A 13,454-nucleotide genomic window follows, 5' to 3' on the forward strand; every position below is an offset into this window, starting at 1 on the left:
GTTCCGTCATGCCGGGCTCAAACCGGGACCCGGCCCGGCGCGCCTTCCGAAAGACGAGGATGGCCGGGGCGCTGCCCCGGCCATGGCGACTGGATCAGACCAGCATGCTCATCGGCTTTTCGATGATCTTCTTGAAGGCATCGAGCAGCATGGCGCCCATGGCGCCGTCCATCACCCGGTGGTCGCAAGAGATCGTCACCGTCATCACGGTGGCGACCGCCAGTTCGCCCTTCTTCACCACGGCGCGCTGCTCGCTGGCGCCGACCGCGAGGATGGTGGCGTGCGGCGGGTTGATGATGGCGGTGAAGTGCTTCATCCCGAACATGCCGAGATTGGAGATCGCCGAGGAGCCGCCCTGGTACTCGTTCGGCGCCAGCTTCTTGTTGCGGGCGCGGGTGGCGAGTTCGCGGGTCTCGTTCGAAATCGCGGAGAGCGTCTTGGTCTCGGCCTTGCGGATGATCGGGGTCAGCAGGCCCTTGCCGCCGTCGATCGCGACCGCGACGCCGATGTCGGAATGCTTCAGCTTGAGGTAGCGGTCGCCGCCCCACACCATGTTGGCATCCGGCACCTGCTGGAAGGCGAGCGCGTAGGCCTTGATGACGAAGTCGTTCACCGAGAGCTTGTAGGCCGGCTTGCCGTCCTTCTCGGGGGCGGACTTGTTGAGCGTCTCGCGCAGCTTGAGCAGCTCGTCCATGTCGCAGTCGACGGTGAGGTAGAAGGTCGGCACCGTCTGCCGCGCCTCGGTCATGCGCTGGGCGATGACGCGGCGCATGCCGTCGAGCGGGATTTCCTCATAGGTGCCGGGCTCGTAATAGGCCTTGGCCTGTTCGAGCACCGCACTGGCCGAGGGAGCCGCCGGAGCCGGAGCGGAGGCGGGTGCGGCGGCAGCCGCTGCCGGAGCCGCGGCGGGCTTGGCCGCGCCGGGGGTCGCGGAGGCGATGTCGGCGGCGACCACGCGGCCATGCGGGCCGGAGCCCTTCACCGATGAGAGATCGACGCCCTTCTCCTTGGCCAGACGACGCGCCAGAGGGGACGCGAAGACGCGGGAGCCGGAGGACGCATGCGCCGCAGCGGGAGCGGGAGCTGCCGCGGGGGAAGGAGTTGCGGCCGGTGCGGGAGCGGGCTCGGGTGCCTTGGGGGCCTCTGCCTTGGGAGCTTCAGCAGCCGGAGCCGCCTTCGCGGCAGGCGCGGCTCCGCCGGCGGCAACAGCCTTCACATCCTCGCCCTCCGTGGCGAGCACGGCGATGAGCTGGTTCACCGGCACGTCCTGCGAGCCTTCCGGCACCAGGATCTTGGCGAGCGTGCCCTCGTCGATCGCCTCGACTTCCATCGTGGCCTTGTCGGTCTCGATTTCAGCGATGACGTCGCCGGGGGCGACCTTGTCGCCTTCCTTCTTGAGCCATTTGGCGAGATTGCCCTTCTCCATGGTCGGAGACAGGGCCGGCATGAGGATCTCGATGGGCATGACGCTCTCCGATCAGCGATAGGTGACCGCCCGCGCGGCGTCGATGACATCCTGCACGGAGGGAAGCGCGAGCTTTTCGAGATTGGCGGCGTAGGGCATCGGCACGTCCTTGCCGAACACCCGCAGCACCGGGGCATCGAGATAGTCGAAGGCGCGCTCCATCACCCGAGCGGCGATTTCCGCGCCGACGCCGGACTGGCCCCACCCCTCTTCCACCGTCACCAGGCGCCCGGTCTTCTGCACCGAGGCGATGATGGTGTCGGTGTCCATCGGGCGGATGGTGCGCAGGTCGATCACCTCGGCATCAATGCCGAGCTTTGCCAGCTCTTCCGCCGCCTTCAGCGCGTAATTCATCCCGATGGACCACGCCACAAGCGTGACGTCCTTGCCGGCGCGCGCGATGCGGGCCTTGCCGAGCGGCACGACGAAATCGTCGAGCTTGGGCACCGGGCCGGAGTGGCCGTAGAGAATCTCGTTCTCAAGGAAGATCACGGGGTTGGGATCGCGGATCGCCGCCTTGAGCAGGCCCTTGGCGTCGGCCGCCGTATAGGGCGCGACGACCTTGAGGCCAGGAATGTGCGAGTACCAGGCGGTGTAGTCCTGGCTGTGCTGGGCCGCCACGCGCGCCGCCGCGCCGTTCGGGCCGCGGAACACGATGGAGGACTGGATTTGGCCGCCCGACATGTAGAGCGTCTTGGCCGCCGAGTTGATGATCTGGTCGATCGCCTGCATGGCGAAGTTGAAGGTCATGAACTCGATGATCGGCTTCAGGCCCGCCATCGCCGCGCCGACGCCGACGCCGGCGAAACCGTGCTCGGTGATCGGGGTGTCGATCACGCGCTTGGGGCCGAATTCCTGAAGCAGGCCCTGAGTGATCTTGTAGGCGCCCTGATATTCGGCGACTTCCTCGCCCATGACGAAGACGTCGCCGTCGCGGCGCATTTCTTCGGCCATGGCGTCGCGCAGCGCCTCGCGCATGGTGATCGTGACGAACTCGGTGCCTTCAGGCACGTCCGGCTCCGGCACCGCCGCCGGCTGGGGCGGATTGGCGACGGCCGAATTGACCGTGGCGGGAACGGCCGGGGCGGAAGCGGTGACCGGCGACGGCTCAAGCGGCGCGGCCTCGACCGGGGGAGCAGATTCGGCGGCCTTGGGCGAGGGAGCGCTGACCGCGCTCGCATCCTCGCCATCGGCCAGGATGACCGCGATCGGGGTGTTCACCGCGACGTCCTGGGTGCCTTCGGGCACCAGGATCTTGCCGAGCGTGCCCTCGTCGATCGCCTCGACCTCCATCGTGGCCTTGTCGGTTTCGATCTCGGCGATCACATCGCCGGACTTCACCGTATCGCCTTCTTTTTTAAGCCACTTGGCCAGATTGCCCTTCTCCATGGTGGGAGACAGGGCCGGCATGAGAATTTCGGTCGGCATGGCGGCGTTCCCCAAAAGGTCGCGTCGAGATCGCGCGTCACTGATGCGTCTGTGCCGGAAGCACCAACGTCAGATTGCTGTAGACAGCCATCGAGGCGATGGCGACGAGGATGGCGGCGAAGAGCGCGACCAGCATCTTGTTGAGGCTGGTCGCCTTGTCGGTGGGCGCCCCGGAGACGTGGCGCATGCCGAACGGCCATGCCACCGCGAGGACGAGGCTGACGGCGGAGGAACCGCCGCCGGCGCGCGTCACCGAGGCGATGCCGTAGGCCAGCCGGATCGACAGGACCCAGATGACCGCAGCGGCCGAAACCGAGGCGACCAGGAGGACCCAGAACAGGTTGGCGAGCATCAATGCGACCCCGGTGCTGGCGCGGCGATCAGCGAAGCACGTCGGTGTAGAGCTCGGAGACGTCGGGCTCCGGGTCGTTGGTGGCGAAATCGGCGGCCGCGTTCATGGTGTCGCGAATGCCGGCGTCGATCCCCTTGAGGTCTTCCTCGCTGGCCCACTTCTTCTCCAGAAGGCGGGCACGCACCTGCTCGATCGGATCGTGCTCGGTGCGCATCTTCTGCACCTCTTCCTTCGAGCGGTACTTGGCCGGATCGGACATGGAATGGCCGCGATAGCGGTAGGTCAGCATCTCAAGGATGTAGGGGCCCTTGCCGGAGCGGGCGAAGGCGACGGCGCGCTCGCCGGCCGCTTTGACCGCGCGTACATCCATGCCGTCGACCTGCTCGCCGGGAATGTTGAACGAGGCGCCCCGGCGGGAGAAGTCGGTCTGGGCGGAGGCGCGGTTCACCGCGGTGCCCATCGCGTATTTGTTGTTCTCGATGATGTAGACCACCGGCAGCTTCCAGAGCTCCGCCATGTTGAAGCTCTCATAGACCTGGCCCTGATTGGCGGCGCCATCCCCGAAATAGGCCAGGGTCACATTGCCGTTGTCGCGGTAGTGATTGGCGAAGGCGAGGCCGGTACCGAGCGAGACCTGGGCGCCGACGATGCCGTGGCCGCCGAAGAAGCCCTTCTCGATGCTGAACATGTGCATCGAGCCGCCCTTGCCCTTGGAATAACCGCCGCGACGGCCGGTGAGCTCGGCCATGACGCCCTTGGGGTCCATGCCGGTGGCCAGCATGTGGCCGTGGTCGCGATAGCCGGTGATGACCTGATCACCCGGCTTGAGCGCCATCTGCATGCCGACGACGACGGCTTCCTGGCCGATGTAGAGGTGGCAGAAGCCGCCGATCAGGCCCATGCCGTAAAGCTGGCCGGCCTTTTCCTCGAAGCGGCGAATCTCGAGCATCATCTTGTAGGCGTCGAGGTCCTGCTCCTTGGTGAAGTCGAGGACGGAAGCGACTTTTTCGCTACGACGCGCCGCGCTCCTCGGAGCCGCGGTCTTAGGTGCAGTCTTGCCGGCAACGGATTTCTTCGCGGCAGCAACCATGGCGCATCCCCAGCTCGTTATCGAATTGGGTGAGCTTAATATCGCAACTTACCGCACGGCGCTACGCCCGAAACGCAATGCTGCAACGCACAACATGTTGCAGACGCAATGGTTTCGGCATTTGAACTGGAATTAGGTTAATAACAAATATGAACTTGAATTAGGTTAAGTTCATGCGATTCTTGAATTTCCTCTCCGCAACGTCATTTGCGTATAAAAAATACCATTGAAGACGGTCACGCAGCTTTCATGGAGTACGCGTTTCCCCCGACACCGGACGCAGCAGCACAAGGTCCTTGGGGTGGACGAGGTTGAGCAGCGAGCGGGCTTCCTCGTCGAGGAGGTCGGCGTCGATCCGGTCGGGCGACAGCAGCCGGACGCGGGACTCGATGGCCTCGCGACGGGAGCGCAGCTCGTCGCGCTCCTGCGTCAGCTCGGCGATCTGCTGCTCAAAGCCCCGGCGGGCGAGCAGGCCGTACTGGCCATTATAGCCCTGAAAGGCGAAATAGCCGATCAGAGCCGCGGCTCCGAGATGGAGCGTGATGGTTTGGAAAATGGAGCGCCAGCGCGTGCGAATAATCATGAGACCGGAGCGTAGCGCGCGCCGGTTGAGAGGGCGTTAACCGTAAGCGTAATGACGGCTCATTTCATTTCAGTGATCCACCGGCGAAAAGGGCGCCTTCGGCCGGAATCAAAATGGCCGGGCATGACCCGGCCATTTCCTTGATTCAGTTCTTACCGGACCCCGGAACGACATCCGGGGTCGCGGACACAAAAGCTCAGGCCAGCGCCTTCAGCGCGGAGCGGCCGGCGTAGATCGCCTGGGGGCCGAGTTCCTGCTCGATGCGCAGCAGCTGGTTGTACTTGGCGGTGCGGTCGGAGCGGGCCAGCGAGCCGGTCTTGATCTGCCCGCAATTGGTGGCGACCGCGAGGTCGGCAATGGTCGAATCCTCGGTCTCGCCCGAGCGATGCGACATCACGGCGGTGTAGCCGGCCTTGTGGGCCATCTCGACCGCGTTCAGCGTCTCGGTGAGCGAACCGATCTGGTTGACCTTGACCAGAATCGAATTGGCCACGCCCTGCTTGATGCCGGCTTCCAGCCGCGTGACGTTGGTGACGAACAGGTCGTCGCCGACCAGCTGGCACTTGGAGCCGATGGTGTCGGTGAGCAGCTTCCAGCCCTCCCAGTCATCCTCGCCCATGCCGTCCTCGACGGTGACGATCGGGTAGCGCGCCACGAGGTCGGCCAGGTACTTCACCTGGGCCTCGATATCGCGCACGACACCTTCGCCCTCATAGTCATACTTGCCGTTCTTGAAGAACTCGGTCGAGGCGCAGTCGAGGCCGATATAGACGTCTTCGCCCGGCTTGTAGCCGGCGGTCTCGATCGCCTTCACCACGAAGGCCAGCGCGGCGTCCGCCGACGGCAGGTTCGGGGCGAAGCCGCCCTCGTCGCCGACATTGGTGTTGTGGCCGGCATCCTTCAGCGCCTTCTTCAGCGTGTGGAAGATCTCCGCGCCGGTGCGCAGCCCTTCCGCGAAGGTGGGGGCGCCGACCGGCATGATCATGAATTCCTGGAAGTCGATCGGGTTGTCGGCATGGGCGCCGCCATTGATGATGTTCATCATCGGCACGGGCAGCACGCGCGCATTCACGCCGCCGACATAGCGGTAGAGCGGCAGGTCGCGGGCGCTCGCGGCGGCCTTGGCCAGCGCCAGCGAGACGCCGAGAATGGCATTGGCGCCGAGGCGCGACTTGTTCGGGGTGCCGTCCAGCTCGATCAGGATCTGGTCGATAGCCGGCTGATCCTCGGCATCCATACCGCCGATCGCATCGAAGATCTCGCCGTTGACGGCGTCGACCGCCTTCTCGACGCCCTTGCCGAGATAGCGCCCCTTGTCGCCGTCGCGCAGTTCGACCGCCTCATGGGCGCCGGTGGACGCACCTGAAGGGACGGCGGCGCGGCCACGGGAGCCGTCTTCGAGCACGACGTCGACCTCGACGGTCGGGTTGCCGCGGCTGTCCAGGATTTCGCGCCCAATGATATCGACGATAGCGGTCATGCGTTTCCCCAAATTTCCCGATCGCGGGACCATCACGTTCCCAGCGCTTCTACTCGACCGCTGTGACATGCGAAAGAGGTGCCACGAATAACGGCACGCCGTGCCGCGCGCGGCTTGCCCCGATCACCATCGAAACGCTGCAACTGGGCCGCGCCACGCAATGGCTGGCCTCGACCGATCTCGCGGCGCTCGACCGCAGGCCGACACGCGCTAGGTGGCGAGCTTCCGCAATCCACGGCGCGTTCCATGAGGACTGCACGGTCGCGGTCGGCCGGCGGCTGCACGATCTGCTGGCGCCGCATTTGCTACGCATCGGCGGCTACGGGTACCCGCGCGGCCGGATTCCGATCGACGTGTTCTGGCAAAGCGGCGCCCCCGCCGGCCGATATCACGCTACCGGACTAGCCTGTGCCGCCCTATCGCGCGCGGGGGTGAGGGCGCGGAGCCCTCATTCCACCGTCACGGACTTCGCGAGATTGCGGGGCTGGTCGACATCGGTGCCCATCAGCACCGCCGTATGATAGGCGAGCAGCTGGATCGGCAGCGCATAGACCAGCGGCGCCACGGCCGGGTGGGTTTCCGGCAGCACCAGCGTCGCCTCGGTCTCGATGCCGGCCCTGGCCGCGCCCTCGGCGTCGGTAAGCAGCACGATGCGTCCGCCCCGCGCGGCAACCTCCTGCATGTTCGACATGGTTTTCTCGAACACCGCGTCATGCGGGGCGATCACCACCACCGGCATCTTCTCGTCAATCAGCGCGATCGGCCCGTGCTTCAGCTCGCCCGCCGCGTAACCTTCGGCGTGGATGTAACTGATTTCCTTGAGCTTCAGCGCGCCTTCCATCGCCAGCGGGAAGGCGGTGCCGCGCCCGAGATAGAGCACGTCCTGGGTCTTGGCGAAGGCGCGCGCCAGCGTCTCGATGTCGTGGCCGAGCTTGAGCGCCTCGTTCATCAGGCGCGGCACCTCGACCAGCGCGTGGACGATGGCCCGCTCCTCCTCCGCCGACAGCACGCCGCGCGCGCGGCCGGCCGCCACCGCGACCGAGGCCAGCGTCGCGAGCTGGCAGGTGAAGGCCTTGGTGGAGGCGACGCCGATCTCCGGGCCCGCGAGCGTCGGCATCACCACGTCCGCCTCGCGGGCGATGGTGGAGGTCGGCACATTGACCACCGCCATGATGTGCTGGCCGTGCTCCTTGGCATAGCGCAGGCTCGCCAGCGTATCCGCTGTCTCGCCGGACTGCGAGATGAGGATGGCGAGCCCATTGGCCGGCAGCGGCGCCTCGCGGTAGCGGAACTCGGAGGCGACGTCGATCTCGACCGGCAGGCGGGCGAAGCGCTCGAACCAGTATTTGGCGATCAGCCCGGCATAATAGGCGGTGCCGCAGGCGGCGATGGAAATGCGGTCGAGAGCCGCAAAGTCGAACGGCAGGTCGTCGGGCAGGCGCACCGTCTCGTTCGCCATGTCGAGATAATGGGCGAGCGTGTGGGCAACGACCTCGGGCTGCTCATGCATCTCCTTGGCCATGAAGTGGCGGTAATTGCCCTTCTCCACCAGGAAGCTGGAGGCGGCCGTCTTCTGGATCGGGCGCGCGACGATGTCGTTGGCGGCGTTGCGGATGTCCACGCCGTTGCGCGTCAGCACCGCCCAGTCGCCGTCGTCGAGATAGCAGATTGTGTCGGTGAAGGGCGCGAGCGCGATGGCGTCCGAGCCGAGATACATCTCGCCCCGACCATAGCCCACCGCGAGCGGCGAGCCCTTGCGGGCGCCGATGATCAGGTTCTCCTCGCCATCGAACAGGAAGGCGAGCGCGAAGGCGCCCTGAAGGCGCGGCAGCGCGGCCGCCACCGCATCGACCGGGCTGCGCCCGCCGCGCATCTCGCGGGTCACCAGATGAGCGACGACCTCAGTGTCGGTCTCGCTCTCGAAATTGGCGCCGTCGCCGCGCAATTCGTCGCGCAGCTCGCGGAAATTCTCGATGATGCCGTTATGCACCACGGAAACCTGCGTGGTGGCATGGGGATGGGCGTTGGCGACGCTCGGCTTGCCATGAGTCGCCCAGCGGGTGTGGCCGATGCCGATGGTGCCGGTCAGCGGTGCCTCGCGCAGCACGGTTTCGAGGTTGCGCAGCTTGCCCTGTGCGCGGCGGCGCTCCAGCCGGCCATGTTCCAGCGTCGCAATACCGGCGGAATCATAGCCTCGATATTCGAGGCGCCTGAGCGAATCGACCAGACGATCGGCGACGGGCGCCGTACCTACGATACCGATGATGCCACACATGGGTGATCCGTTCTCCGAACCGCACGAATATTGCACCGCAGGGTTTAACCGGCGGTGACCGGAATGCCGAAATCAAGTCTCATGTCGTTTCGTATCGCAGCAAACGGGAAGACGTTCGCCATATGAACCTGCCCCCCGCCCCTACCCGCTTCCGGGTGCGCACGGCTTGGCCCGGCGACGTGCCGGTGCTGACGGACCTGCTTAACGAGATCATCCGCGCCGGCGGCACGACCGCGCTGGAAATCGAGATGGACACGCAGGAGGTCGCGCGGATGTTCGTCGATGGCGCGGGCGTGCTGGCCTGCCATGTCGCGACGGGGATCGAGGACGACGCCCCGCTCGGCTTCCAGACCCTCGCGCGCCATCCCGATCTGCCCGAGGGCTGGGGCGATATAGCCACCTTCACCCGGCGCGGCCTCCGGCAGGCCGGGCTCGGGCGCGCGCTGTTCGCGGCGACCCGGGCGACGGCGCAGGCCCTCGGCCTTACCGCGATCAACGCCGCGATCCGCGCCGACAATGAAGGCGGGCTCGCCTATTACAGTCGGATGGGATTTGTGACCTACCGTACCCTGCCGGCGGTGCCGCTGCGCTCCGGCCAACTGGTGGATCGCATTTTCAAGCGGCACGATCTCGGCTGACCGCTCAGCCCTTCTGCGCCTTGCGGGCGGTAAAGCGCTCGCGCAAACGCGTCGCCCAGCCCGGCTTGTTGACCTGCCGCGCGCGGGCCACCGCGAGCGCATCGGCCGGCACGTCCTCGGTGATGACCGAGCCGGTGCCGACATAGGCGCCGTCGCCGATGCTCACGGGCGCGACCATGAGCGTATTGGTGCCGATGAAGACATTGGCGCCGATGGTGGTGCGGTGCTTGCCGTAGCCGTCATAATTGCAGGTGATGGAGCCGGCGCCGATATTGGTGCCCTCCCCCACGCTGGAATCGCCGACATAGGACAGGTGGTTGATCTTCACCCCCGCCCCGAGCTCGGCGGCCTTGATCTCCACGAAATTGCCGATGCGCACCCCCTCGCCCAGCGTCGCGCCGGGGCGTAGCCGGGCATAGGGGCCGATGGAGACGCCCCTGGCGAGGCTCGCGCCTTCCAGATGCGAGAAGGCGTGGATCACCACCTCGTCGCCGACGGTGACGCCGGGGCCAAACACCACGTTCGGCTCGACCAGCACGTCGCGGCCGAGCTTTGTGTCGGCGCAGAAGAACACCGTCTCCGGCGCGACCAGCGTCGCGCCGGCGGCCATAGCGCGGGCGCGCAACCGCTGCTGGATCACCGCCTCGGCCTGCGCAAGCTGGGCGCGGTTGTTGACGCCCGCCACCTCTTCGGCCGTGACCTCGCACGCCACCGCCTCGCGGCCGACGGCGCGGGCAAGCTCCACGGCGTCGGTGAGATAGAACTCCTTGTTGGCATTGGCGTCGCCGATGCTCTCCAGCAGGGAAAGCGCCGCGCGGCCATCGAATGCCATGAGCCCGGCATTGCAGAAGTCGATGCGCTTCTCTTCCGTGCTGGCGTCCTTGTCCTCGCGAATGGCGAGCAGAGCGCCGTCGCGCGTGACGAGGCGGCCATAGCCGGTGGGGTCAACCGCCCGGAAGCCGAGCACCGCCACCGCCGCGCCGCTCGCGAGGGGGGCGCGAAGCGTGGCGATGGTGTCGGCGCTCACGAGCGGGGTGTCGCCATACATCACCACCACATCGTCATAGCCCCGCGCCAGCGCCTCGCGTGCCGCGAGCACGGCATGGGCGGTGCCGCGGCGCTCGCCCTGCACGAACACGTGGGCGCCCGGCAGCACGCGGGAGGCCTCGGCGGCCACGCGGTCATGGTCCGGGCCGATCACCACCGCGACCGAGGCCGCATTTGCGCCCTTCGCCGCCTCCAGCACATGGGCGAGCATGGAGCGCCCGGCGATGGCATGCAGAACCTTGGGCAGGGAGGACGCCATGCGCGTACCTTCTCCGGCGGCGAGGACGATGACGAGCAGGCTGCGCGCGGGGGTCGACATGGATATTTCTCTCCGGCAGTGACAGCGGTGCTGTTTAGCGCAGCGTGGCGGGAGCCGGAAGCCGCGTCGCGGCGTTGATCGCGGGCGCACGCCGTGTCATCCATCAGGGCGCATGACCAAGATCGAGGACGGCGCCGTGTCGAAACCCAGCTTCCTGCCCGGCGCCCGCGCCGCCAACATCGTCATCGCGCTCGGCGCCTTCGCGCTCGGCTGGGCGATCTATATGCGCTACGCGCTGATCGAACAGTCCGCCGTCGGTCTCGCCTGCGTCGGCATGGATACCGCGACCTGCAACACGCGGGCGATCGTGATCGAGATGTTCGGCTGGTCGAGCTTCGGCATCGCGGCGATCATCACCGCTGCGCTTCAGTTCATCCGCCCCTCGGTGCCGATGTTCACCATCGCGCTGATGGCGACCGGCATCGGCCTCGTCATGTACAACAACAACCTCTCAGCGCTGGCCGCCGGGCTGCTGGTCATTTCGTTCGCCCGGCCCTGGCGAGGTGCCAGAGCGTGAAGGCCAGGACGACCAGCAGCGTGCCGGTCCACAGCGCCTGCCAGTTCGCGAAGGTCTCGTTGATCGCGATGTAGAGACCGCTGGCCAGAAACAATGCCGCCGCGATCACCTCGGCGTGCCGGCTCTCCGCCCCGCGCCGCGCCGGCGCCACCAGCGCATAGAGCGCGAAGGCGGTGATGATCGGCGTCAGCCCGGCGAAGTTGAAATCCTTGTAGCGCGGGTCGAACACCAGCCCGAGCCCGATCTGCGCGGCCAGCACCAGCGAGGCCGCCAGCAGCCAGGACAGCACGCGCTCCATGCCCGGCGCCGGGCCGGCATGGGCGGGATTGAGCGCCACTTCCAGCGTCACCAGCCGGGTGCGCATGCCGATCGCCGCCGCCGCGGCCAGCGGCACGGCAAGCGCCAGAACCAGCAGCGAAATCCCGCGGACCCAGCCGCCGACGCCGAGGCTTTCGACCGGAATCGTGTGCAGCAGCCGCCCGATCATCAGCCCGGCGAAGAAGGCAATGCCGGACACCGCCAGCCAGTGCCGCGTCGCCGGGGCCGGCGCGCCGGAGCGACGCTGCGCGAGGCCGGCGACGGCGAATACCGCGCCGGCGAGCACCATGCCGGCCAATGCCTGCTGCAGCCAGTTCGGATGATCGGAGACCGGCTCGCCCCAGCTGAACTTGAAATCGCGGGTATAGGCGTCGAGGAAGCCCCAATGGCCGCCGACCGTGCCCTCGGAAGCGCGCTTCCACGGCTGGTCGAACGCCTCGATCACGTTGAGCCGGTAGCCCTTGGCCTTGGCCAGCGCCAGCAGTTCCTGGATGACGTTGGCCTGATTGGAGGGCGAGGGCAGCGCGCCTTCCCGCATGCGCCCCTCGCTCGGCCAGCCGGTCTCGCCGATCAATATGTCCTTGCCGGCGAAGATCTGCCCGACATGCTCGCGAATCTCGCCGAGATGGGCGACCGAATCCTCGGCCGGCACCGGCAGGTCCTCCCAGAACGGCAGGATGTGGACAGTGACGAAATCCACCGAGCCGGCGAGGTCGCGGTTGCGCTCCCAGAACTCCCAGACATCGGCATAGGTCACCGGGACCTCGCCGACCTTGCTTTTCACTTCCTTGATGTAGGCCGCCATGTCCACAGGAGACAATTCGCCGCGCAGCAGCACCTCGTTGCCGACGATCACCGCCTTGATCACGTCGGGGTTCTGCTGCGCCGCCTTCACCGCCGCATCGATCTCGATGCGGTTATTGTCCCGATTGCGGCCGAGCCAGATGCCCTGGAGCACGGTGAGCCCATGCTTACGCGCCAGCTCCGGGACCACATGCAAGCCCATCTCGGTGGAATAGGTGCGCACGCATTGCGTGATCTTCGCGAGACGCTCGAAATCGTCGTCGATCTGCTCGGGCGGGATCACCAGCCCTTTCATGAACGGCGACTGCCCGGGCCGGAACGGCGCATAGGAGACGCAGGGCAGCTTCTCGCCGGCAGCGAGCGGTGAGACCGGGGCCGGCACCGGCTGTCCGAGCCAGGCCCAGACACCGACGATCGCCGCGCAAACAACGGCGGCGAGCGCTACGGGAAGTCGCATGCGGTAACTCTCCAGATCGGACCGGCCGGCCGGCGCGGCACGATGCCGGCAGCCCTCCTAGCGCTGCTTTGTAGCCTCAGGGAGCGCCGATGGGGAAGCACCCGATTTTCGCGCGGCCCAAAGAAATGCCGAAGCCTTCATCATGCCGCCAATATCAGCCGTCATGCTGACAAATTCGGCGGCTTCACCTAGTGTGAAGCGCTATTGGCCTCCCTCTCTTGCGTGTGACGTTCCCCATCATGCTGTGTTCCGTACGTCTTTTATCCGCCCTTGTGCTCGGCGGCTTCGTCCTCACGGCGGCCGTCACCGGCCCGGCCTTCGCCCAGACCAATAATGGTGAGCAGAAGCCGGCCGAGCAGTCGCCGGAGGAGCAGGCTAAGGAGGCCCAGCGCCGCTCGATCGAGGAGTTCAACCAGGCCGCCAAGCTGCCGGGCAATGCCGGCCTGCCGGAATGCGTGTGGAGCGGGCGGCGCATCGCCATGCTGCTGTGGCGCGACGACATCGACACCGCCCGCCGCCACCTCGAACTCTATGAGCGCTTCGGCTGCCCGACCGAGCACCTGAAGATCGCGTTCCGCTGCCTCGTGCGGCAGGGCAACATCGACGCCAAGGCGCAGGAGCGCCTGTCCGAACGGGTGCAGATGTGCTGGGTCAACCCGGATTCCCCGCCCCCCGCCCCCA

Annotated in this window: 12 protein-coding genes and 1 pseudogene; 4 read left to right on the forward strand and 9 right to left on the reverse strand. The window is 66.8% G+C overall.

What is annotated here, in order from left to right:
- Window positions 1-94 precede the first annotated feature (94 nt).
- From VRZ77_RS07450 to eno, 6 genes are all read right to left on the reverse strand, one after another.
- Complete coding sequence (locus VRZ77_RS07450; protein ID WP_414592029.1) at window positions 95-1,465, reverse strand: pyruvate dehydrogenase complex dihydrolipoamide acetyltransferase; 1,371 nt, start codon at window positions 1,463-1,465, stop codon at window positions 95-97.
- Between the two features lie 12 nt (window positions 1,466-1,477).
- On the reverse strand, window positions 1,478-2,893 hold the full coding sequence (locus VRZ77_RS07455) for a pyruvate dehydrogenase complex E1 component subunit beta (protein ID WP_414592030.1): 1,416 nt from the start codon (window positions 2,891-2,893) through the stop codon (window positions 1,478-1,480).
- A 37-nt stretch (window positions 2,894-2,930) separates the two neighbouring features.
- Entirely contained in the window at window positions 2,931-3,245 is a 315-nt protein-coding gene (locus VRZ77_RS07460) for a hypothetical protein (protein WP_414592031.1), read from the reverse strand.
- Window positions 3,246-3,273: 28 nt separating this feature from the next.
- Window positions 3,274-4,335, reverse strand: coding sequence for a pyruvate dehydrogenase (acetyl-transferring) E1 component subunit alpha (pdhA, locus tag VRZ77_RS07465; RefSeq protein ID WP_414592032.1), 1,062 nt, complete (start codon window positions 4,333-4,335; stop codon window positions 3,274-3,276).
- 247 nt (window positions 4,336-4,582) lie between these two features.
- Complete coding sequence (locus tag VRZ77_RS07470) at window positions 4,583-4,918, reverse strand: FtsB family cell division protein (protein WP_414592033.1); 336 nt, start codon at window positions 4,916-4,918, stop codon at window positions 4,583-4,585.
- A gap of 196 nt (window positions 4,919-5,114) precedes the next feature.
- Complete coding sequence (gene eno / locus VRZ77_RS07475) at window positions 5,115-6,398, reverse strand: phosphopyruvate hydratase (RefSeq protein ID WP_414592034.1); 1,284 nt, start codon at window positions 6,396-6,398, stop codon at window positions 5,115-5,117.
- A gap of 233 nt (window positions 6,399-6,631) precedes the next feature.
- Between eno and VRZ77_RS07480 the strand changes: the two are divergent.
- Window positions 6,632-6,803, forward strand: a pseudogene (locus VRZ77_RS07480) (NADPH-dependent 7-cyano-7-deazaguanine reductase QueF); the annotation flags it as partial.
- A gap of 43 nt (window positions 6,804-6,846) precedes the next feature.
- On the opposite strand, the gene glmS reads toward VRZ77_RS07480, so the two are convergent.
- A complete protein-coding gene (gene glmS, locus VRZ77_RS07485) occupies window positions 6,847-8,673 on the reverse strand; it encodes a glutamine--fructose-6-phosphate transaminase (isomerizing) (RefSeq protein ID WP_414592035.1) in 1,827 nt (608 codons plus the stop codon).
- Between the two features lie 122 nt (window positions 8,674-8,795).
- Here glmS and VRZ77_RS07490 point away from each other — a divergent pair, with 122 nt between their 5' ends.
- The gene (locus VRZ77_RS07490) at window positions 8,796-9,311 is read left to right on the forward strand and encodes an N-acetyltransferase family protein (RefSeq protein WP_414592036.1); all 516 of its coding nucleotides are present in this window, start codon (window positions 8,796-8,798) and stop codon (window positions 9,309-9,311) included.
- Window positions 9,312-9,315: 4 nt separating this feature from the next.
- Here VRZ77_RS07490 and glmU read toward each other — a convergent pair whose 3' ends face one another.
- Window positions 9,316-10,677, reverse strand: a complete 1,362-nt coding sequence (gene glmU, locus VRZ77_RS07495) for a bifunctional UDP-N-acetylglucosamine diphosphorylase/glucosamine-1-phosphate N-acetyltransferase GlmU (RefSeq protein WP_414592037.1) — start codon at window positions 10,675-10,677, stop codon at window positions 9,316-9,318.
- 112 nt (window positions 10,678-10,789) lie between these two features.
- On the opposite strand from glmU, the gene VRZ77_RS07500 reads away from it, so the two are divergent.
- The gene (locus VRZ77_RS07500) at window positions 10,790-11,194 is read left to right on the forward strand and encodes a hypothetical protein (protein WP_414592038.1); all 405 of its coding nucleotides are present in this window, start codon (window positions 10,790-10,792) and stop codon (window positions 11,192-11,194) included.
- Here VRZ77_RS07500 and VRZ77_RS07505 read toward each other — a convergent pair.
- On the reverse strand, window positions 11,154-12,773 hold the full coding sequence (locus VRZ77_RS07505) for a beta-1,6-glucan synthase (protein WP_414592039.1): 1,620 nt from the start codon (window positions 12,771-12,773) through the stop codon (window positions 11,154-11,156). The two genes, VRZ77_RS07500 and VRZ77_RS07505, sit on opposite strands and share 41 nt — an antisense overlap.
- A gap of 239 nt (window positions 12,774-13,012) precedes the next feature.
- On the opposite strand from VRZ77_RS07505, the gene VRZ77_RS07510 reads away from it, so the two are divergent.
- Window positions 13,013-13,454, forward strand: a 442-nt coding sequence (locus VRZ77_RS07510) for a hypothetical protein (protein ID WP_414592040.1), incomplete at its 3' end; no start/stop codon positions are given.

It is taken from the genome of Ancylobacter sp. G4_0304, assembly GCF_047501495.1.
Taxonomy (GTDB): domain Bacteria; phylum Pseudomonadota; class Alphaproteobacteria; order Rhizobiales; family Xanthobacteraceae; genus Ancylobacter.

Bases quoted from the DNA above. Each gene is read 5' to 3' on its own strand.
- VRZ77_RS07450 (WP_414592029.1), bottom strand. From the start codon at position 1,465: ATGCCCATCGAGATCCTCATGCCGGCCCTGTCTCCGACCATGGAGAAG.
- VRZ77_RS07455 (WP_414592030.1), bottom strand. From the start codon at position 2,893: ATGCCGACCGAAATTCTCATGCCGGCCCTGTCTCCCACCATGGAGAAG.
- VRZ77_RS07460 (WP_414592031.1), bottom strand. From the start codon at position 3,245: ATGCTCGCCAACCTGTTCTGGGTCCTCCTGGTCGCCTCGGTTTCGGCC.
- pdhA (WP_414592032.1), bottom strand. From the start codon at position 4,335: ATGGTTGCTGCCGCGAAGAAATCCGTTGCCGGCAAGACTGCACCTAAG.
- VRZ77_RS07470 (WP_414592033.1), bottom strand. From the start codon at position 4,918: ATGATTATTCGCACGCGCTGGCGCTCCATTTTCCAAACCATCACGCTC.
- eno (WP_414592034.1), bottom strand. From the start codon at position 6,398: ATGACCGCTATCGTCGATATCATTGGGCGCGAAATCCTGGACAGCCGC.
- glmS (WP_414592035.1), bottom strand. From the start codon at position 8,673: ATGTGTGGCATCATCGGTATCGTAGGTACGGCGCCCGTCGCCGATCGT.
- VRZ77_RS07490 (WP_414592036.1), top strand. From the start codon at position 8,796: ATGAACCTGCCCCCCGCCCCTACCCGCTTCCGGGTGCGCACGGCTTGG.
- glmU (WP_414592037.1), bottom strand. From the start codon at position 10,677: ATGTCGACCCCCGCGCGCAGCCTGCTCGTCATCGTCCTCGCCGCCGGA.
- VRZ77_RS07500 (WP_414592038.1), top strand. From the start codon at position 10,790: ATGACCAAGATCGAGGACGGCGCCGTGTCGAAACCCAGCTTCCTGCCC.
- VRZ77_RS07505 (WP_414592039.1), bottom strand. From the start codon at position 12,773: ATGCGACTTCCCGTAGCGCTCGCCGCCGTTGTTTGCGCGGCGATCGTC.